Genomic DNA, 18,341 nt, shown 5'->3' with positions numbered 1-18,341 from the left:
CCCTTCCGCACGTCACGGATGGGAGTACGGGACGGCGCGGGGTGAGCCCACCGTGACGTCGTCAGTGCACAGCGCCCCTCGGCTGAGCCCGGTCAGGTCGACGCTGTCGACGACGCCCTCGCCGAGGACGAACAGCGTGTTGACGCCCCGGCGGATCCGGACCATCGAGGTCACCGATCCGACACGCACGGTCGCGGTCGCGTCCTCGCTCGCCAGGTAGCCGACGCGGGCGGTCCACCGCCACGGCAGGGTCGGCCGGGTCAGCGGGATGGAGACCGGCTGCCGCTCGACCCTCCAGCCGCATCCGTGCGAGCGCCCCTTCCGGTTCGGGAAGCCCTCTACGGCGACCCGTCGCAGATGGCCCGTGTCGTCGGGCATGTAGAGCTCGTCGGCCGACCTGCCGGCGGTGAGGAAGCGTGGTCTCGGCTCGAACGCCGACATCACCGTCGACGTGTGGACGAAGGACCCGAGAAAGCCCTGCTGGACCTTCGGCGGGAGCGGCATCTCCACCAGCGTCAGAGGACGGTGGGCCGTCGCCAGGTCGCTTCGTGCCCTCGCGAAGTACGACGCGGCCTGGTTCTGACGCCAGAAGCGGTCGAACTGGTACGTCGAGACCAGTGACGCCCCGACGACCGCCACGCAGAGCGCTCCGGCTGCGAGGGGCTGCCTGCTGGCGGCCATAGGGCGGCGCCCTCGGCGCCGGGGCGCCAGTCGCTGCGCCTGACCACGCCGGAAGGGGCCGTGCAGGGGCAGGAACGCCGCAGTGCCGAACACGGCGACGACGATGCAGACCTCCGTGCTGTAGCGGTACTCGGCGCCGATGACCGGTCCGACATACGGGGCCCGCGTGACGCCCAGCAGAAGTGCCGTGGACAGCCAGTACCCCGCGACGACCGCCCAGCCGAACACGGCACGGCGACGGCGGAGCACCGAGACGACCACAAGCAGCCCCGCTGCCACGGTGCTCACCACGACGACGGCCTCGACCGGGTCGGCTATCGCGCCGACGCCGACCTGCTGCCACCGCCATGGTCCGCCCAACAGCCCCGGCAGGACGGCCTTGGTCAGCGCTGTCCACGCGGTCCGCAGGACGACCTCGCCCTTCGGCGTCCTGGTGACCGGGCTGGGGACGTGCGAGAGGTAGTAGACGCAGTACGGCACGACGACAGCCAGGTGGGCGAGCCAGACGCGCCAGCTGCTCCTCACCGCGTACCGCACCCTGGCCGGCGGTCGTCCAGAGGAGAGGAACAACAGCGTGAGGGCGAACACGACGGGCAGCACGAGCAGGAGCTTCTCCGAGAACAGCAGACCGGTTGCCAGAACCATGGCCCCTGCGACGCCGTCACGCGTCCTTCCCAGTCGGTGGTAGCGCACCTGCAGCAGCAGGACGCCGATCATGGCGACCTGTCCGGGGAGCTGGTTGAGTGCGGCGGCCCACCACAGGAACGCGGGCAGGGTGACGGGAGAGAAGAGGAACATCGACAGCGGCACGAGGATCGCGGCACGGGCACCGAAGAGGGCGACGAGCAACCGGTAGGCCAGCACTCCCGCGACCAGCTGAAGGCTCAGGTCCACGATGGCCACAGGGACGTAGCTCACGGGCCATAGCTGGTCGAGCAGGCGCACCACGGCGAAGGACCCCGGCATGAGATGGCCGTTCCAGGGCGCGAGGAGGTACTCGCGGCTGAGCAGTGGAAGGTGCTCGGCACGCCCGATGAACAGCATGTCGTCGGCCAGGAACCAGCCGTCGAGCTTGACGTACCCACGTACCAGCGCCTGGAAAAGCAGCAGGCATGCCGCAGCACAGTGGACGGAGCGGCCAGGCTGCGCCGCGAGCCACGTCCTGAACGGGAGGTAGGACGAGAGCTCCGCGTCCTCGTACGGCTCGCCCCCAGTAGTCAGAGCAGCCCTCCGGTCCGGGCGTCACCCGCGTCCGCCGTCGGACGACGAGCCTACCGGGGCTCCTGCAGGCTGCTGCCCCCTGGTCAAGCCTCCACGGGCAGCTCGAACACCTGGTCGGTCGGGTGGCCGGACCGCTCGTGCACCCGCATCACGGCCTCCTTGTCGGGGGCTGTCGACAGGCAGAACACCTTGCCTGACTCGGGGTCCAGCCAGGCGTGCTCGAAGTGCACGCCGTCCTGCCCCTCGGTGTCCAGGTCCCGCTGATGGGCTTCGGCCAGCTGCTCCTGGGTCGCACCGTGGAACCCCTCGTGAACATCCATGAACTTCGGCATCGAACTCCCTTTCTGGGCCCCCGCGGGGTCTCGGTCAGGGCTCATGATCCGCCGCCCCACAGGAGGTCGCCTCCGTCGCCCTGCGTAGCTCGGGTCCAGCTCAGGCCCGGACACACACGAAGATGGCCGTGCCGGGGAACAGGCGCCCCCGTAGCGGTGACCAGCCGCCCCAGCTCTGCTCGTTCCGCTCCGGCCACTCCGGCTCGACGAGGTCCACCAGGACCAGCCCCGCGCTGACCAGCTCCCGGACCCGGTCCCCGATCGTCCGGTGGTGCTCCACGTACGTCGCCTCGCCGTCGGGGTCGGCCTCCACGTATGGCGTCCTGTCGAAGTACGACTGCGTCACGGTGAGCCCGTTCTGGCCCGGGTCGTCCGGGAAGGCCCAGCGGAAGGGATGGGTGGTCGAGAAGACGAACCGGCCGCCCGGCCGCAGGACCCGGGCCACCTCCTGCATCAGCAGCGCCGAGTCCGCCACGAAGGGGACCGCCCCGTACGCCGTGAACACGACGTCGAAGCTGCCCTCCCCGAAAGGCAGGGCCGTGGCGTCGCACTGGGCGAAGGGGACGACGCACTCCGGACGGCTCACCCTTCGGTTGAGGTCCAGACCTTGACGGACCATCCCGGCCGACAGGTCCGAGCCGACCACCTGCCCACCCCGGGCCGCCACCCACCGCGCGCCCTGTCCCGCTCCGGCGCCGACCTCCAGGACGCGTCTGGCGCGCACGTCGCCCAGGAGCCCGAGCTCGGACTCCCGCCAGCCCTCCGGTCCCCACACCAGCTCCGCATCACCGAGGAACTGCCCGTGCTCGGCGTAGTACTCGACCGCCTCGGCATCCCACCAGGACCGGTTGGCCGCGGCCGTCTCCTCCGGACCGGCCTCCCTTCGGCTGACCTGCGCAAAGTCGCTCACGCGGCATACCTTTCGTGTTTTGACCCCGTGGGGACGCTCTCGGTAAGGTGGACAGGCACTCTCGTGTGCGCGCCTCGCCGTGTCTGCGTGACTCTCTCGCACCACGACGGCGGGCCCACAACACACACCCTCTTATTCACTGTCCACCATCGGAGTTCCTACTACATGACTGCCAGCACGGTCGAAAAGACCGCCCCTCAGATCGCCATCAACGACATTGGCTCTGAGGAAGACCTCCTTGCCGCGATCGACGCGACCATCAAGGACTTCAACGACGGCGACATCGTGGAAGGTCGCATCGTCAAGGTCGACCGGGACGAGGTCCTGCTCGACATCGGCTACAAGACCGAGGGCGTCATCCCCTCGCGCGAGCTCTCCATCAAGCACGACGTCGACCCGTCCGAGGTCGTCAGCGTGGGCGACGAGGTCGAGGCCCTGGTCCTCCAGAAGGAGGACAAGGAAGGCCGCCTGATCCTGTCCAAGAAGCGCGCGCAGTACGAGCGCGCCTGGGGCACGATCGAGAAGATCAAGGAGGAGGACGGGGTCGTCACGGGCACCGTCATCGAGGTCGTCAAGGGCGGCCTCATCCTCGACATCGGCCTGCGCGGCTTCCTGCCGGCCTCCCTCGTCGAGATGCGACGCGTGCGCGACCTCCAGCCCTATGTGGGCAAGGAGATCGAGGCCAAGATCATCGAGCTCGACAAGAACCGCAACAACGTGGTCCTGTCGCGTCGGGCGTGGCTGGAGCAGACGCAGTCCGAGGTCCGCACCACGTTCCTCAAGGAGCTCCAGAAGGGGCAGGTCCGCTCCGGCGTCGTGTCCTCGATCGTCAACTTCGGCGCGTTCGTGGACCTCGGTGGTGTCGACGGCCTGGTGCACGTGTCCGAGCTGTCCTGGAAGCACATCGACCACCCGTCCGAGGTCGTCGAGGTGGGCCAGGAGGTCACCGTCGAGGTGCTGGACGTCGACATGGACCGCGAGCGCGTGTCGCTGTCGCTCAAGGCGACCCAGGAAGACCCGTGGCAGCACTTCGCCCGCACCCACGCGATCGGCCAGGTCGTGCCGGGCAAGGTCACCAAGCTGGTCCCGTTCGGTGCGTTCGTCCGCGTGGACGACGGCATCGAGGGTCTGGTCCACATCTCCGAGCTGGCCGAACGACACGTCGAGCTCCCGGAGCAGGTCGTCACCGTCGGTGCCGACATCTTCGTCAAGGTGATCGACATCGACCTCGAGCGTCGCCGGATCTCGTTGTCGCTGAAGCAGGCGAACGACGACAGCGCCCCGGTCGCCGAGTTCGACCCGACGCTCTACGGCATGGCCGCGGAGTACGACGAGCAGGGCAACTACAAGTACCCCGAGGGCTTCGACCCCGAGACCAACGAGTGGCTCGAGGGCTACGAGGCGCAGCGCGAGAAGTGGGAGAAGCAGTACGCGGAGGCCCACTCTCGCTGGGAGGCCCACAAGGCTCAGGTCGAGGAGGCCACCCGCGCCGACGCCGAGGCGGCCTCCGGCTCCGGCACCGCGACGTCGTACTCCTCGGACTCCGGCTCGTCGGCTTCCGACGACCAGCCGGGCGGTCGCCCCGCGGCAGCCGCCTCGGAGGGCACCTTGGCCTCCGACGAGGCGCTCGCTGCGCTGCGCGAGAAGCTCACCGGCAACTGAGCCGAACCGGCCGGCCCCGCGGGGTCGGACGCTGAAGGCGCCGAGAGGCCCGGTCCCCTCTGGGACCGGGCCTCTCCGCGTCCCTGACCGCGTCCCTGAGCGCATACCTCACTGCCTGCCTTGCGCCTCTTCAGGAGAGGGGAGGTCCAGGGTTTGCGCCCGACGGCGCGTGCGGCGTTGGATGTGCAGATGCCACGCACCATCGCCACGAACACCTCCGTGGACCTCGAGGGCCTGCTCGAGTTCGTCCGGCCCCGGCACCAGATGGTGCTCATCACGACCCGGGCCGACGGGCGCCCGCAGGCGTCACCTGTAACCGGTGGGGTGGACGACAGTGGACGCCTGGTCATCTCCAGCTACCGGGAGCGCGCCAAGAGCCTCAACGCCCGTAAGCGGCCCCAGGTGAGCGTCGTCGTGCTGTCGGACGACTTCGGTGGGGCATGGGTCCAGGTCGACGGAGACTGCGAGGTCCTGGACGTCCCCGAGTCGGTGGAGCCGCTCGTGGAGTACTTCCGGAACATCGCGGGTGAGCACCCCGACTGGGAGGAGTACCGCCGGGCCATGGTCGAGCAGGACAAGTCGCTGCTCCGCGTCACGCCCACTCGCTGGGGGCCTGTCGCCACCGGTGGCTTCCCCGCGCGGCTGGCCGACCAGCGCTGATACCGACGAGAGCTGATGCCGGCGATCGGGCCGCCCGCAAGCTCCCACCGGTAGGGTCGGACGCATGCTGCGCGTCGGCCTCTCCGGAGGCATCGGGTCCGGCAAGTCGACGGTGGCGCACCGGCTCCGTGAGCTCGGTGCAGTGGTCATCGACGCCGACCTCCTGGCGCGCGAGGTCGTCGCGACGGGGAGTGAGGGCCTGGACGCCGTCGTCCGGCGGTTCGGGGACGGCGTCCTGGACGACGACGGCGTGTTGAACCGCGCCGCCCTCGGTGCCCTGGTGTTCTCGGACGTGGGCGCTCGGCGGGACCTCGAGGGCATCACGCACCCGCTGATCGCCCGCCGCACCAAGGAGCTCCTCGCTGCGGCGCCGCATGATGCGGTCACAGTGCACGACGTACCGCTCCTCGTCGAGAAGGCGATGGGCGCCGCGTACCACCTCGTCGTGGTCGTGGGGGCTGGAGCGGACCTTCGCGTGAAGCGCCTCATGCACAGTCGTGGCATGACCGAGACCGACGCCCGGAGCCGCATCGCGGCCCAGGCCACCGACGAGGAGCGTCGTCGCGCCGCGGACGTCTGGCTCGACAACGAGGGCCGTCGCGAGGACCTTGCGCCCAGCGTCGAGCGTCTCTGGCACGAGCGACTCGTTCCTTTCGAGCACAACGTCCGCCACGGGGTCCGCTCCAGACCACCCGAGGCGCTCGTCCTGGTGCCGAGCGACCCGGGATGGGCCGCCGCGGCGCAGCGGCTGCTCGCGCGGCTTCGGCTCGCGTTCGGGACCGCGATGGTCACCGGCGACCACGTCGGCAGTACCGCAGTCCCGGGGCTGCTCTCCAAGGACGTGGTCGACCTTCAGGTCGGAGTGAGGACTCTGGACGCCGCGGACGATGAGACGGTCCGCGCCCGTCTCGACGCCGCCGGCTTCCCGCGCGCGCAAGGGGTGTACGCGGACTTCGACCGGGGCTCCGAAGGCCTGTGGCCCAAGCGGATGCACGGCAACGCCGATCCGGGCCGCGTCACCCACGTCCACGTTCGCGAGGTCGGCAGCCCCGGCTGGCGCTGGGCGCTCATGTTTCGCGACTGGATGCGCGCGGACCCGGCGGCCAGACGCGACTACGAGGCAGAGAAGCGCCGCCTCGCCTCGGCTGGCGCCACGACCGCCGAGTACGCCGCGGCCAAGGAGCCGTGGTTCGACTCGGTCCACCCCCGCGCTGAGGCCTGGGCGCGCGAGACGGGCTGGGCCCCGGCGGATGGCTTGGCGCGGGCGGATGGCTGACCGCCGCACACCACGCAGCGTGTACCGCGTCGGCGAGGAACCAGACCCGCCAGCCTCGTCGGCCAACGAACGCACAGCGCTGACCCGGAGGTGGACAGCACCGGCGCTGGTCGGTGGAGGTGTGGCGATGCCGGGGGCGGCGCTCAGCCAGGAGGCTCCTCCTGGCTGACGGGGATGAGCGGGACCGCGGCGGCGGCGAACACCGCCGCGGCCGCGAACGCGGCGGCGTAGCCCCCCACCGCGACCACCAGCCCGGCCCCGGGTGGGACGGCGGCGGCCACCAGGAACTGACCGGTGTTCTGGACGCCCAGCGCGCGGCCCGACCAGAATGCTCGGGCGCGCTCCGCGACGGCGGTGAACGCCAGACCGTTGTCGGCCACCGTCACGGCGCTGGCCAGCACCATGAGTGCGACCGCGACCGGAAGCTTCAGGCGCGCCGCCAGCCCGAGCAGGACCATTGTCGCCACTGCCGCGACAGCCACCCATCGCAGCGGACGCATGCGGCTGCGGACCATGTCCGAGACCTGTCCGACCCCGAGCCGGCCGGCAGCGCCGAGCAGCTGGGTCAGAGCCACCACGAGTCCCGCGGCCCCGGCCGACCAGCGCCGGTCGCTGACCAGCCACGCCAGCGCGTAGGTCCAGACCACGAACTGGGGGACCACGAGCAGCATTGAGACCCCGTGGATCCGCGCCAGGTAGCGGTCCTGCCGGTAGGGGCTCCTGGCCGTCGCGTCGCTGGACGGCGCGCCTATGGGACGTGCCGGGCGGGGAGGGTCGACCACCACCAGTGCGACGAGACCTGCGGCGCCGGCTGCGGCCAGCGTAGGGACCCACAACGCCACAGCGACACCATGCCGCTGGGCCAGGACCGCCATGGTGACCGCCGCCAAGCCGACCCCCAGGGGCTGGGCCATCTGGCGGATACCCATCGCCAAGCCCCGCCGATGCGCGGGGAACCACCCGACGACGACGCGACCGCTGGCCGCGTTCGCGGCGGCCGCGGCGGCGCCGGCGAGCAGGAGGGCCGCACCGAGCCGCAGCGGTCCGTGGGCCAGGGTGCTGACCAGGCCCGCGGCAGCCGTCAGCGACAGGCCCGCGAGCAGCGCCAGCCGCTCGCCGTACCGGTCCACCACTGCTCCCCAGGCGACCAGGGTCAGCATCACGCCGAGCATGGGAGCGGCGGCGACCATCCCCGCCTCCGGCAGGGTGAGCCCCTCGCGGCCGTGCAGCACCGGGATGAGGAACGCGGGGCCGTGCATCGCCACTGCCGCCGCGGCCTGCGCCGCCGTGCTGGCGGCCAGCATGAGCCAGCGGCGGGTGGTCCCGACCTCGGCGACGAGCTGGGTGGAGGGCACGGCGCCAGTCAAGGCGAGCCGGCGGGCGATGGCATGCGCGTCTCACCGCATGGTGAGACGCCTCGCGGACAGGAGCTCCGCCTGCGGTGACTCGACTGTCGGTGCGCAGGCTTACGGTTTACCCATGCGTCCCACGACCGACCTCCAGCGCACGGTGGCACCCTTCCAAGTGGTCTCCGACTTCCAGCCCGCCGGCGACCAGCCTGCGGCGATCGCTGAGCTCGCCCGGCGGGTCAAGGCAGGAGAGAAGAACACCGTCCTCCTGGGCGCAACCGGCACGGGCAAGTCGGCCACCACCGCCTGGCTCGTCGAGCAGGTGCAACGTCCGACACTGGTCATGGCGCCGAACAAGACCCTCGCTGCCCAGCTGGCCAACGAGTTCCGAGAGCTGCTTCCGCACAACGCCGTCGAGTACTTCGTGTCGTACTACGACTACTACCAGCCCGAGGCGTACATCCCGCAGACGGACACCTACATCGAGAAGGACTCCTCGATCAACGACGAGGTCGAGCGCCTGCGCCACAGCGCGACCAACTCCCTGCTCACCCGCCGCGACGTCGTCGTCGTGGCGTCGGTCTCCTGCATCTACGGCCTGGGCACCCCACAGGAGTACGTCGACCGGATGGCCCGGCTCCGGGTCGGGATGGAGGTCGACCGGGACGAGCTGCTGCGCCGTTTCGTCCAGATGCAGTACACCCGCAACGACCTGGCCTTCACGCGCGGGACGTTCCGAGTGCGGGGCGACACGGTGGAGATCATCCCGGTGTACGAGGAGCTGGCCGTCCGCATCGAGTTCTTCGGAGACGAGATCGAGCGCATCTACACGCTCCACCCCATCAGCGGCGAGGTGATGCGCGAGGAGGAGGAGATGTACGTCTTCCCGGCCACGCACTATGTCGCCGGGCCCGAGCGCATGGAGCGCGCCATCCGCGGCATCGAGCTCGAGCTGGCCGACCAGCTGGCCGCCTTCGAGAAGCAGGGCAAGCTGCTGGAGGCCCAACGCCTGCGGATGCGGACGACGTACGACGTGGAGATGATGCGGCAGGTCGGCTCCTGCTCGGGGATCGAGAACTACTCCATGCACATCGACGGACGGGCCCGCGGATCGGCCCCCAACACCCTGCTCGACTACTTCCCCGAGGACTTCCTCCTCGTGATCGACGAGTCCCACGTCACCGTCCCGCAGATCGGCGCGATGTACGAGGGGGACATGTCGCGAAAGCGGATGCTCGTCGACCACGGGTTCCGGCTGCCTTCGGCGATGGACAACCGGCCGTTGCGCTGGGAGGAGTTCCTCGACCGTATCGACCAGACGATCTACCTGTCGGCCACCCCGGGGCCCTACGAGCTGGCCCAGAGCACCGGCGTCGTGGAACAGATCATCCGTCCGACCGGCCTGGTCGACCCTGAGGTGATCCTCAAGCCCACCAAGGGACAGATCGACGACCTGCTCCACGAGATCGGTGAGCGGACCAAGCGCGACGAGCGCGTGCTTGTCACCACGCTGACGAAGAAGATGGCCGAGGACCTCACCGACTACCTCCTCGACAAGGGCGTCCGTGTCCGGTACCTGCACAGCGAGGTGGACACGCTGCGCCGGGTGGAGTTGCTCCGAGAGCTCCGCTTGGGGGAGTACGACGTGCTGGTCGGGATCAACCTGCTACGCGAGGGGCTGGACCTCCCGGAGGTCTCGCTCGTCAGCATCCTCGATGCCGACAAGGAGGGCTTCCTGCGGTCGGCGAGGTCGCTGATCCAGACGATCGGCCGGGCTGCGCGCAACGTGTCAGGGCAGGTCCACATGTACGCGGACAAGGTCACCCCCTCGATGCAGGAGGCCATCGAGGAGACCCAGAGACGGCGTGAGAAGCAGATCGCCTACAACCTGGAGGCAGGCGTCGACCCCCAGCCACTCCGCAAGAGGATCGCGGACATCACGGACCTCCTCCAGCGTGAGGATGCCGACACCGAGGCGCTGATGGGCTCAGGCCGGACGCAGTCCCGAGGCAAGGGCGGAGGGGGGCGCGGCGGACGTGGCGCTCTCCAGGCCGACTCGGGAGTCGCCACCGACAGGCTGCGCAACCTCCCCGCGAACGACCTGGCCAACCTCATCCAGGAGCTCTCCGCTCAGATGCACCAGGCCGCCGCGGACCTCCACTTCGAGCTCGCCGCGCGCCTCAGGGACGAGATCGGCGACCTGAAGAAGGAGCTCCGTCAGATGTCGGCGGCTACGCAATGACGGCTGGACGCCCATGACCCCCGACGAGGTCCGGGACTACTGCCTCGCCAAGCCCGGTGCGTGGCTGGACCAGCCGTGGGAGGACGACCAGGTCGCCAAGGTCAGCGACAAGATCTTCGCCTTCCTCGGCACAACCTCCGTCGGGCTGAAGTGCGGGGCCACCCGGGCGGAGGCGGACGAGTGGCTGCTGCAGTATCCCCAGGACGCCTCGGTCATGCCCTACATCGGCCGGTCGGGGTGGAACACGCTGGCCATCGCGGGCGCCATCCCCGACGACGAGCTGCGCGAGGCGATGGACGCCTCCTACGACACGGTCGTCAGCAAGCTGCCGAAGTCCCGGAGGCCCGCTGCGGGGGAGGGCTAGTGGTTCCGCAGCGCCGAGATGAGCTCCTGCTTGCTCATCGAGGACCGTCCGCGGATGTCGAGGTCGGCGGCTTTGCGCCGTAGGTCCTTGACGGTCCAGTCGTCGTAGTCCCCGCTCTTGCCACCGCGCCGTCCGACGGCTGACCGCCCCTGCCTCGCGGCGGCGTTCGCGATACGCGCCGACTTCTCCTTGGAGTTGCCCTCGTCCCGAAGCTTCTCGTAGAGCTCGGGGTCCTTCACGCTCGGGCCGGGATCCTTGCGTCGGGGCATCGCCGTTCAGTCCTCTCCTCTGTGCAGTAGCGGGTCTCGCCGGTGGCCGTGTCGGTCGACATGTCGGTGGAGATATCGGTGGAGATATCGGTGGACGTCTCGCTCATGTGGTCGTGCCTCTCCACCGCGTAGCTACCCGGTCGAAGGCCGGCCAACCCGTCGTCGGGTGCGCCGGTTTGGGGTCCTGGCCGGATTTCTGGGACACTGGGGCCACCACTCGGAGGGGAGTATCCCCACGCGGTGTCCTCGTCATCACGGTCGTCTGTGGCGCTGCCTGCTGGGCGGCGCGGCATACCGGCCCGGGGAGCCGGTCCGCACCGTCAAGGGGCGGGAGAGACCTCCGGCCACTTCTTCGTGACCGGAGGACCCCGTGACCGTGCTCACCGCTACCACCGCTAGTCAGATGGAAGTCCCCACCTGGGTCTGGTGCCTGACCATCGGGCTGATGGCCGCTGTGCTGCTGTTCGACGTCTTCGTCGTGGCCCGGCGCCCTCACGTGCCCACCACGAAAGAGGTCTCGGGGGCCCTGGTCCTGTACGTCGGCGCCGCGGTCCTGTTCGGACTGGGAGTCTGGTGGTTCACCCACGACCAGGCCGGTGCGAAGTTCATGACCGAGTACTACGCCGGCTGGCTCACCGAGTACTCGCTCAGCGTCGACAACCTCTTCATCTTCCTGCTCATCATGGCCAGGTTCGGCGTACCTCAGAAGCTTCAGCAGTCGGCCCTGCTCATCGGCATCATCATCGCGATCGTGCTGCGCGGCATCTTCATCGCGGTGGGCGCGGCGGCGATCAACCAGTTCTCGTGGGTGTTCTACCTGTTCGGCGCCTTCCTGGTCTACACCGCGGTCAAGCTCGCCAAGGAGGGGCAGAGCGACGACGACGAGTACGAGGAGAACCGCTTCATGGCGTGGGTGGAGCGCCGGTTCCGTGCCACGGACCGCTATGACGGGGCGAAGCTCTTCACCACGGTGAACGGTCGGAGGCTGGCCACCCCGATGTTCATCGTCATCATGGCTCTCGGCACGACGGACCTGCTGTTCGCCCTCGACTCGATCCCCGCGATCTACGGCCTGACCAAGGAGCCGTACCTCGTCCTCACGGCGAACCTGTTCGCGCTCATGGGTCTGCGTCAGCTGTACTTCCTCATCGGTGGCCTGCTCAAGAAACTGGTCTATCTCACCCTCGGCCTGGCGGTGCTGCTCGCCTTCATCGGCGTGAAGCTCGTGCTGCACGCCCTGCACGAGAACGAGCTGCCGTTCGTCAACGGCGGGCAGCACGTCACGGCAGCGCCGGACATCCCCATCTCCGTCTCCCTCGGCGCCATCGTGCTGATCCTGGGAGTCACGACGGTGGCCAGCCTGTGGAGGTCACGCAAGGACGCCAAGGTGCCGTCCTCGGCCTCCTGAGCGACCTCGACGGTATCGTCGTCGCTCGTGACGCCCTCAGCCTCCTGACGCGGCCGGGTCGGCCTGCTGGCCGGCGCCCATGACCAGCGCGCTGGCCAGCACGACCAGCCCCATGCCGCCGAGCTGGGTCCCGGACAGCCGCTGCCCCAGCACGAGGAAACCCGCGAGCGCCGCGACGGCCGGCTCGAGGCTGAGGAGGATCCCGAAGACCCGGGCGCTCAGCCGGCGCAGCGCGGCGAGCTCCAGCGAGTAGGGCAGCACGGAGGACAGGACGGCGATGCCGAGCCCCTTCAGGACCGCCTCACCGGTCCACTGGGGGACTGCCCGGACGCCGAGTGGAAGGGTCACCACCAGGGCCACCGCCATGGCAAGCGCCAGGCCGTCCAGCTTGGGGAACTCGCGGCCGGCTCGGCCACTCGCCAGGATGTAGCCCGCCCAGCACGCTCCAGCCAGGGCGGCGAGCACGAGGCCCGACCATTCGACGTCCTCCACCGGCACCTCGAACGCCCGGGAGATCAGCAGCACCCCGACTCCGGCTCCCAGGACAGCGACCAGGTCCCGCGACCGCCGAGCCAGCACCGTGGCAAGGGTGAGAGGTCCGAGGAACTCGACCGTCACCGCGACGCCGATGGGCAGGTGGCCGAGCGAGGCGTAGAAGCAGAGGTTCATCAGGCCCAGAGTGACCCCGAACGCCACCACGGTGAGCCACGCCCGGCGGGTGTGGCCGCGCAGCGACGGCCGGGCGTAGGCCCAGAGGATCGCCGTGGCGAACAGCAGTCGCAGGGTCACCGAGCCGGCGGCCCCGATCCGGGGCACCAGGGTGGCCGCAAGGGCTCCGCCGAACTGGACCGACACCACGGCGGCGACCACGAGCAGGAGGGGAGAGGCTGAGGACCGCCGCGCCGGGAAGCGCGGTGCCGTCCACCCTCGTGTCGCGGCCATGGCGGGCACTCTAACGAGCCGCGGATGCGGCGGTGGTCGACGACTGGTCAGGAGGGGCGGACGGTGATGAGCTGGCCCACCGCCCCGACGGGCCATGCTCGTCCAGACTCCTGAAGGAGGCATTCGGACCAGTGTCGTCGAGGAGCCGCACCTGCCTGGGATGGGCACCACTGAGTCCGGTTCGGTACCAGGTGGCCGCAGACCTCTCGTCATGCCAGGGGACGCACCGGCCGCCGACAGGAGGCAACCGGGAGGAACCGGCGGAAGAAGGTGACCGCGGCTAGTCCCTATTGACTATTGCTGGCCCGCTTTTTGACGTCCTACGTTTGAGCGGTCGCGGAGCGACGGGGTCACACAGGGGGTGGCGGCCACTGTCCGCGGGTCTGTGAGGGAAGACATGGGTGCAGTACTCCAGGACCAGGGGAAAGTCGCTGGTCACAGCATCGACACCGTGCGGGCACTCCTGCACGATCTGCGGCAGCCACTGGCCGCGATCCTGCTGCTGGCCGGGACCGAGGGTGGCGACGCGGGCTGGAAGATGGACGGCATCGCCGGGCAGGCACGCTGGCTCGCGGACCTCGTCGACACCGTCCTCAGTGAGGCGGCGGCGGACGAGATCGAGGCGACGGACGTGACGCTCCTCGCCGAGGCGGCCGTCCAGCGTGCCCGCGCCACCGCCGCCTGCGAGATCACCGTGCAGGCCGAACCGGCTCCGGACGTCTGGGCCCGGCCGGTCGCCCTGAGCCGGGCCCTGGCCTGCGTGGTCGACAACGCAGTACGTGCGGCCGGGGAGGGCGGGCATGTCAGGGTCTGCGTCCGCTCGGACGCTGACGGGGTCCACCTCACGGTCGTGGACGACGGCCCGGGGCTGGGCCAGGTGTCTCCCCGTACCTCGCTGGGACTGACCACCACCCGTGCGATGGTCGCGGCCTGCAACGGCGCCTTCGTGATCCACACGGCCCGGGAGGGCGGCGTGGTCGCCGACATCTGTCTCGCTCCTGCGGCGCTGCGGTCGGTGGCGTCATGAGGATCGTTGTCTGCGACGACCACCGGCTGCTCCTCGAGGCACTGGGGATGGCGCTCTCGGCAACAGGCCACGAGGTCGTCGCCCTGGCCGGCCACCCGGAAGAGGCGGTGCAGGCCGTGGCGGAGCACCAGCCTGACGTGTGCCTGCTCGACGTGAACTTCCCCGACGGGACCTCCGTCGCGGCGATCCACCAGCTGCGCGAGGCCTCGCCCGACACCAAGGTCGTGATGCTCTCCGCGGAGGCCGACCACGCCGTCGTGGGCCGCGCCATCGCCGAGGGCGCGTCCGGCTACGTCGGCAAGGAGAAGCCGATCACCGAGATCGTCGAGATGCTGGACCGGGCGGTCCGAGGTCAGCTGGCGGTGGAGCCGTCGCTCCTGCAGCGGGCTCTGCGGCCGCACAAGTCCTCCGAGGACCCGCTGTGGGCCCTGCAGTTCCTCACCGACCGCGAGTGGCAGGTCATGCGCTGCATCATGGAGGGCCAGACCACCGAGGAGATGGCCGGCTCGCTCGGGGTCCAGCGGAGCACCGCGCGGACCCATGTGCAGAACCTCCTGACCAAGCTGGGCGTGCACTCGCGGTTGCAGGCTGCGGCGCTGATGTCGGCCCACGGCTCCCAGGAGTCCTGGCCGGTCCACCTGCGCTGAGCAGCCGTCGCGGCTGCTCAGGGCCCGTGTCGGGCACCTGGTCCCTTCCCCTGTTTGACGTAGCACCCGCTCGGGCGCGGGTCGGTTTCTCAGAGGTTCCGCGCAGGTCAGGGTGGGCCCATGCCGGAGCGGACTCGAGTGATCCTGGTCGACGACCACGAGGTGTTCCTCGACGCGTTGGCCGTCTGCCTCAGGGACTACCCCGACCTCGAGGTGGTGGGCACCGCGACCACGCTGTCGTCGGGAGTCCGCCTGGTGGACCGTGGCGGCTTCGACGTACTCGTCCTCGACCTCGGTATGGCGGGGGAGGACGGGTTGACGGTGGCCAGGGAGGCCCTGCTCCGGGATCCGGACGTCGCCATCGTCGTCGCCACGGGCCTGGAGGGCAACGACCAGCTCGTGGAGGCGGTCCAGCTCGGCGTACGAGGGTGGGTCCCCAAGACCGTGACCGCGGCGGCGTTGGTGGACGCCGTCCGTGGCGTCGTCCGGGGTGAGACTCGAGTGCCCGCCGACCTTCTGGCCGAGGTGCTGATGGCACTGTCCCGGGGGACCGGCAGGGGTCTGGAGCACGTCCAGGGCATCGACGACCTGACGAGCCGGGAGCTGGAGGTGCTCGGCTGTCTGGTCGAGGGGATGAGCCGCACCGAGATCGGGGACCTGCTCCACGTGTCGCCCAACACCGTACGGACCCACGTGCAGAGCATCCTTCACAAGCTCAAGGTGCACTCGGCGCTGGCAGCCGTGGCGGTGGCACGACGCGCCGGGATCAACGGCGCCAGCGTCCGGACCGTCTCCTCGGCTTCGTCCTCCTGATCGGTCTCAGGCGCCCTTGGGCAGCTCGGGCAGCGGGTCCGCCGAGTGGACTCCTCGTGGGTCCCGGCGGGTGAGCCAGAGGAGGATGCCGTCCAAGCGCCCCGTCACCGGCGAGACCACCCGTGACCCGGTCGACCACACCGCGCCCTCCTCGGACCGCACGAGCAGGTCCGGCGCCCGCGTGTCTGCCGCCAGCCGCTCGACGGCGTCGGCGACGAACCGGCGGAGCAGGTCAGGCTCCACGTCCGCGAAGCCGAAGCCGGCGTCCAGGTCGACGTGGTGGTACACCACCTCGCGCAGACGCAGGAACGGCAGACGGTCGGCGCTGGTCCGAAGGCCACCCCGCATCTCCACCTCCTCGACGGCACGCGGGCCGCTGAGGGCTGCGAGCAGCGGCTCGAGGTCGGCAGCGGTGCGACGGAGGTCCTCAACCTGCTCAGACGTGCCCCGCCCCGCGCCCGCCTCGATCTCGGCATCGCGGGCGGTGCTGCCGCCGGGGTACATCTCGTGTCTCGTGCCGGTCAGAGCCCATCGACTGAGGCGGCCTACCGCCTCCGCGTTGCGCGCGACGTGGGTGAGCACGTGGCCGCGGGTCCAGCCCTGGCACAACGAGGCCGCCGAAAGGTCGCTCAGCCCCGCCGCCGTGTCGAGGAGGAGCTCCGTATGCCGGGACACCAGAGCGAGGTCGTCCACCGTGCCGCTCATGGCAGCTGGGACCCGGCGTCCGCCGAGCCCTTGGCCTCGGCCTGGGCCATCGCGTGCGCCGCGCCGATGAAGGTCAGGTGGGAGAAGGCCTGCGGGAAGTTGCCCACCATGCGCCGGCCGACGGGGTCGTACTCCTCCGAGACGAGCCCCACGTCGTTGAGCAGCCCCACCAAGCGGTCCATCAGGGGACGCGCCTTGTCGAGCAGGCCGCACATCGCGTAGGCACTGACCAGCCACCACGAGCAGGCGAGGAACGGATGCTCGTCGCCGGACAGCCCGTCGACGCCGGTCTCGGTCCGGTAGCGCAGCAGGAAGCCGTCCCGCATGAGGTCCGCCTCTATCGCCGCGATGGTGCCGTGGACCCGCGGGTCCTCCGGAGGCAGGAACCCGACGATGGGGATGAGTAGCAGCGACGCGTCGACCTCGGTCGTGTCGTAGTGCTGCGTGAAGGTGTTGCGCTCCTTCGAGAAGCCCTTCTCGAGGATCTCCGCGTGGACCCGTTCGCGCAGCTCCCGCCAGCGGTCGACGGGGCCCTCCAGGCCCCAGTCCTCCACGGCACGGACGGCCCGGTCGAACGCCGCCCACACCATCACCCGCGAGTGGGTGAAGTGACGCAGCGGCCCCCGGATCTCCCACAGGCCGTTGTCGGGCTCGTCCCAGCGACGACCGAGCTCCTGCACCAGGGAGCGCTGCATCGCCCACGCCTGGGGCGACATCTCGAGGCCGCGGCGACGCGCCTCGTCGAGGGCGATCATCACCTCTCCCAGGACGTCCGACTGGCGCTGCTCCACGGCGCCGTTGCCGATCCGCACGGGTGCGGACCCGGCATACCCCGGCAGGTGGTCGAGAGTGCGCTCGGGGAGCCTGCGCGACCCGTCGATCGTGTACATGATCTGGAGGTCCTCCGGGTCGCCCGCCACCGCTCGCAGCAGCCAGTTCCGCCACAGCCTCGCCTCACCGACGTACCCGCAGGCGAGCAGCGCCTCGAGCGTCAGCGAGGCGTCGCGTAGCCAGCAGTACCTGTAGTCCCAGTTCCGCTCGCCGCCGAAGTCCTCGGGCAGGCTCGTCGTCGGCGCCGCGACGATGCCCCCGAACCGCGAATGGGTCATCATCCGCAGCGTGAGCAGGGAGCGCACGACCTGGTCCCGGTACGGGCCCGTGTACGTGCAGCGGCCGGCCCAGTCGTTGGAGAGGGTGATCGTCTCCCGGATGCGGGAGTCGATGTCCAGCGGGGGCGGCACCTCGTCGTACGAGGGGAACCAGGTGGTCGAGAAGGTATGGGTGTCCCCGGCCCGCATCTCGAACTCGTCGGCGTGCCGCCCGTCCCGAGCCCGGGGAAGCCTGGTCCCGCGCAGCACGAGCATGTCGGGGCCGGCCACGGCGGTCAGGACGTCGCTGTCCAGCCGGTGCCCGACGCTGTGCGAGACCCACGGGCGCACCTTGCCGTAGTCGAAGCGGACGACCCACTCGTGGACCATCCTAACCCGTCCCCGGAGGCACTCCACGGTCCGGACGATGTCCGCACGACCGTCCGCGATGGGCATGAGGTCGAGCACCTTGACCACACCGGTGTCGGTCTCATGCGTCGTCTCCAGCACGAACGAGTGCTCCACGTAGCGCCGCGTGCTCCGAGCCGGCTGGGCCGGCCCCAGCAGCCATCGGCCGTGCTCCGGCGTGCCGAGCAGCGCGGCGAAGCAGGCGGGGGAGTCGAAGCGGGGCAGGCACAGCCAGTCGATGGACCCGCCCCTGCTCACCAGGGCTGCAGTCTCGGTGTCCCCCAGGACGGCGTAGTCCTCGATCGGGGTGCTCGCGGGGGGCGTCATGGGCCCCACG

The 18,341-nt window shown here is 70.2% G+C and carries 18 protein-coding genes; 9 read left to right on the top strand and 9 right to left on the bottom strand.

The features are described 5' to 3' along the window. Positions 1 to 12 precede the first annotated feature (12 nt). The 3 genes from PHA84_RS17585 to PHA84_RS17575 all read right to left on the bottom strand — a co-directional run bounded on the left by PHA84_RS17585 (position 13) and on the right by PHA84_RS17575 (position 3,144). On the bottom strand, positions 13 to 1,725 hold the full coding sequence (locus PHA84_RS17585) for a hypothetical protein (protein ID WP_270889443.1): 1,713 nt from the start codon (positions 1,723 to 1,725) through the stop codon (positions 13 to 15). A gap of 260 nt (positions 1,726 to 1,985) precedes the next feature. Further along, the gene (locus PHA84_RS17580; protein WP_270889442.1) at positions 1,986 to 2,234 is read right to left on the bottom strand and encodes an SCO4226 family nickel-binding protein; all 249 of its coding nucleotides are present in this window, start codon (positions 2,232 to 2,234) and stop codon (positions 1,986 to 1,988) included. 100 nt (positions 2,235 to 2,334) lie between these two features. Continuing rightward, complete coding sequence (locus tag PHA84_RS17575) at positions 2,335 to 3,144, bottom strand: class I SAM-dependent methyltransferase (RefSeq protein ID WP_270889441.1); 810 nt, start codon at positions 3,142 to 3,144, stop codon at positions 2,335 to 2,337. Between the two features lie 165 nt (positions 3,145 to 3,309). Between PHA84_RS17575 and rpsA the strand changes: the two genes are divergently transcribed. The 3 genes from rpsA to coaE all read left to right on the top strand — a co-directional run bounded on the left by rpsA (position 3,310) and on the right by coaE (position 6,742). Beyond that, complete coding sequence (rpsA, locus tag PHA84_RS17570) at positions 3,310 to 4,806, top strand: 30S ribosomal protein S1 (protein WP_270889440.1); 1,497 nt, start codon at positions 3,310 to 3,312, stop codon at positions 4,804 to 4,806. A gap of 189 nt (positions 4,807 to 4,995) precedes the next feature. Next, positions 4,996 to 5,466: a PPOX class F420-dependent oxidoreductase gene (locus tag PHA84_RS17565; protein ID WP_270889439.1), complete on the top strand. Its 471-nt coding sequence runs from the start codon at positions 4,996 to 4,998 to the stop codon at positions 5,464 to 5,466. 64 nt (positions 5,467 to 5,530) lie between these two features. After that, positions 5,531 to 6,742, top strand: a complete 1,212-nt coding sequence (gene coaE, locus PHA84_RS17560; RefSeq protein ID WP_270889438.1) for a dephospho-CoA kinase — start codon at positions 5,531 to 5,533, stop codon at positions 6,740 to 6,742. A gap of 143 nt (positions 6,743 to 6,885) precedes the next feature. Here the strand turns inward: coaE and PHA84_RS17555 are convergent, their stop codons facing one another. Beyond that, positions 6,886 to 8,097, bottom strand: coding sequence for an MFS transporter (locus PHA84_RS17555; protein WP_270889437.1), 1,212 nt, complete (start codon positions 8,095 to 8,097; stop codon positions 6,886 to 6,888). Positions 8,098 to 8,221: 124 nt separating this feature from the next. On the opposite strand from PHA84_RS17555, the gene uvrB reads away from it, so the two are divergent. Beyond that, entirely contained in the window at positions 8,222 to 10,333 is a 2,112-nt protein-coding gene (gene uvrB / locus PHA84_RS17550) for an excinuclease ABC subunit UvrB (RefSeq protein ID WP_270889436.1), read from the top strand. Positions 10,334 to 10,346: 13 nt separating this feature from the next. After that, positions 10,347 to 10,697, top strand: coding sequence for an MmcQ/YjbR family DNA-binding protein (locus tag PHA84_RS17545; RefSeq protein WP_270889435.1), 351 nt, complete (start codon positions 10,347 to 10,349; stop codon positions 10,695 to 10,697). On the opposite strand, the gene PHA84_RS17540 is transcribed toward PHA84_RS17545, so the two are convergent. Both PHA84_RS17540 and PHA84_RS17535 read right to left on the bottom strand, forming a co-directional pair. Beyond that, positions 10,694 to 10,966: a DUF7218 family protein gene (locus PHA84_RS17540; RefSeq protein WP_270889434.1), complete on the bottom strand. Its 273-nt coding sequence runs from the start codon at positions 10,964 to 10,966 to the stop codon at positions 10,694 to 10,696. The genes PHA84_RS17545 and PHA84_RS17540 overlap by 4 nt on opposite strands. Beyond that, positions 10,933 to 11,073 (bottom strand): hypothetical protein, encoded by a 141-nt coding sequence (locus PHA84_RS17535; protein WP_270889433.1) that lies wholly within the window; start codon positions 11,071 to 11,073, stop codon positions 10,933 to 10,935. The genes PHA84_RS17540 and PHA84_RS17535 overlap by 34 nt, the downstream gene beginning before the upstream one ends. Before the next feature lie 296 nt (positions 11,074 to 11,369). Between PHA84_RS17535 and PHA84_RS17530 the strand changes: the two genes are divergently transcribed. After that, on the top strand, positions 11,370 to 12,374 hold the full coding sequence (locus PHA84_RS17530) for a TerC family protein (protein ID WP_270889432.1): 1,005 nt from the start codon (positions 11,370 to 11,372) through the stop codon (positions 12,372 to 12,374). 36 nt (positions 12,375 to 12,410) lie between these two features. Here PHA84_RS17530 and PHA84_RS17525 read toward each other — a convergent pair whose 3' ends face one another. After that, a complete protein-coding gene (locus PHA84_RS17525) occupies positions 12,411 to 13,316 on the bottom strand; it encodes an EamA family transporter (protein ID WP_270889431.1) in 906 nt (301 codons plus the stop codon). A 397-nt stretch (positions 13,317 to 13,713) separates the two neighbouring features. Here PHA84_RS17525 and PHA84_RS17520 point away from each other — a divergent pair, with 397 nt between their 5' ends. The 3 genes from PHA84_RS17520 (at position 13,714) to PHA84_RS17510 (ending at position 15,803) form a co-directional block, all read left to right on the top strand. Next, positions 13,714 to 14,343, top strand: a complete 630-nt coding sequence (locus PHA84_RS17520) for a sensor histidine kinase (RefSeq protein WP_270889430.1) — start codon at positions 13,714 to 13,716, stop codon at positions 14,341 to 14,343. Then, positions 14,340 to 14,990: a response regulator transcription factor gene (locus PHA84_RS17515; protein WP_270889429.1), complete on the top strand. Its 651-nt coding sequence runs from the start codon at positions 14,340 to 14,342 to the stop codon at positions 14,988 to 14,990. Before PHA84_RS17520 ends, PHA84_RS17515 begins: the two co-directional genes overlap by 4 nt. A 120-nt stretch (positions 14,991 to 15,110) precedes the next feature. Further along, the gene (locus tag PHA84_RS17510; RefSeq protein WP_270889428.1) at positions 15,111 to 15,803 is read left to right on the top strand and encodes a response regulator transcription factor; all 693 of its coding nucleotides are present in this window, start codon (positions 15,111 to 15,113) and stop codon (positions 15,801 to 15,803) included. A 6-nt stretch (positions 15,804 to 15,809) separates the two neighbouring features. Here PHA84_RS17510 and PHA84_RS17505 read toward each other — a convergent pair whose 3' ends face one another. Both PHA84_RS17505 and PHA84_RS17500 read right to left on the bottom strand, forming a co-directional pair. Then, complete coding sequence (locus tag PHA84_RS17505; protein WP_270889427.1) at positions 15,810 to 16,508, bottom strand: maleylpyruvate isomerase family mycothiol-dependent enzyme; 699 nt, start codon at positions 16,506 to 16,508, stop codon at positions 15,810 to 15,812. Further along, on the bottom strand, positions 16,505 to 18,331 hold the full coding sequence (locus PHA84_RS17500) for a glycoside hydrolase family 15 protein (RefSeq protein WP_270889426.1): 1,827 nt from the start codon (positions 18,329 to 18,331) through the stop codon (positions 16,505 to 16,507). The genes PHA84_RS17505 and PHA84_RS17500 overlap by 4 nt, the downstream gene beginning before the upstream one ends. Between the last annotated feature and the right edge of the window lie 10 nt (positions 18,332 to 18,341).

It is taken from the genome of Pedococcus sp. 5OH_020 (genome assembly GCF_027812955.1).
Lineage (GTDB): Bacteria > Actinomycetota > Actinomycetes > Actinomycetales > Dermatophilaceae > Pedococcus.
The sequence above is the reverse complement of the archived record's forward strand: the minus strand, read 5'-3'. Positions and strand labels throughout refer to the sequence as shown.

Excerpts from the sequence above, each read along its gene's own strand:
- PHA84_RS17585 (WP_270889443.1), bottom strand. The coding sequence starts at position 1,725 with ATGCTGTTCATCGGGCGTGCCGAGCACCTTCCACTGCTCAGCCGCGAG.
- PHA84_RS17580 (WP_270889442.1), bottom strand. The coding sequence starts at position 2,234 with ATGCCGAAGTTCATGGATGTTCACGAGGGGTTCCACGGTGCGACCCAG.
- rpsA (WP_270889440.1), top strand. The coding sequence starts at position 3,310 with ATGACTGCCAGCACGGTCGAAAAGACCGCCCCTCAGATCGCCATCAAC.
- PHA84_RS17565 (WP_270889439.1), top strand. The coding sequence starts at position 4,996 with ATGCCACGCACCATCGCCACGAACACCTCCGTGGACCTCGAGGGCCTG.
- coaE (WP_270889438.1), top strand. The coding sequence starts at position 5,531 with ATGCTGCGCGTCGGCCTCTCCGGAGGCATCGGGTCCGGCAAGTCGACG.
- uvrB (WP_270889436.1), top strand. The coding sequence starts at position 8,222 with ATGCGTCCCACGACCGACCTCCAGCGCACGGTGGCACCCTTCCAAGTG.
- PHA84_RS17545 (WP_270889435.1), top strand. The coding sequence starts at position 10,347 with ATGACCCCCGACGAGGTCCGGGACTACTGCCTCGCCAAGCCCGGTGCG.
- PHA84_RS17540 (WP_270889434.1), bottom strand. The coding sequence starts at position 10,966 with ATGCCCCGACGCAAGGATCCCGGCCCGAGCGTGAAGGACCCCGAGCTC.
- PHA84_RS17535 (WP_270889433.1), bottom strand. The coding sequence starts at position 11,073 with ATGAGCGAGACGTCCACCGATATCTCCACCGATATCTCCACCGACATG.
- PHA84_RS17530 (WP_270889432.1), top strand. The coding sequence starts at position 11,370 with ATGGAAGTCCCCACCTGGGTCTGGTGCCTGACCATCGGGCTGATGGCC.
- PHA84_RS17525 (WP_270889431.1), bottom strand. The coding sequence starts at position 13,316 with ATGGCCGCGACACGAGGGTGGACGGCACCGCGCTTCCCGGCGCGGCGG.
- PHA84_RS17520 (WP_270889430.1), top strand. The coding sequence starts at position 13,714 with ATGGGTGCAGTACTCCAGGACCAGGGGAAAGTCGCTGGTCACAGCATC.
- PHA84_RS17515 (WP_270889429.1), top strand. The coding sequence starts at position 14,340 with ATGAGGATCGTTGTCTGCGACGACCACCGGCTGCTCCTCGAGGCACTG.
- PHA84_RS17510 (WP_270889428.1), top strand. The coding sequence starts at position 15,111 with ATGCCGGAGCGGACTCGAGTGATCCTGGTCGACGACCACGAGGTGTTC.
- PHA84_RS17505 (WP_270889427.1), bottom strand. The coding sequence starts at position 16,508 with ATGAGCGGCACGGTGGACGACCTCGCTCTGGTGTCCCGGCATACGGAG.
- PHA84_RS17500 (WP_270889426.1), bottom strand. The coding sequence starts at position 18,331 with ATGACGCCCCCCGCGAGCACCCCGATCGAGGACTACGCCGTCCTGGGG.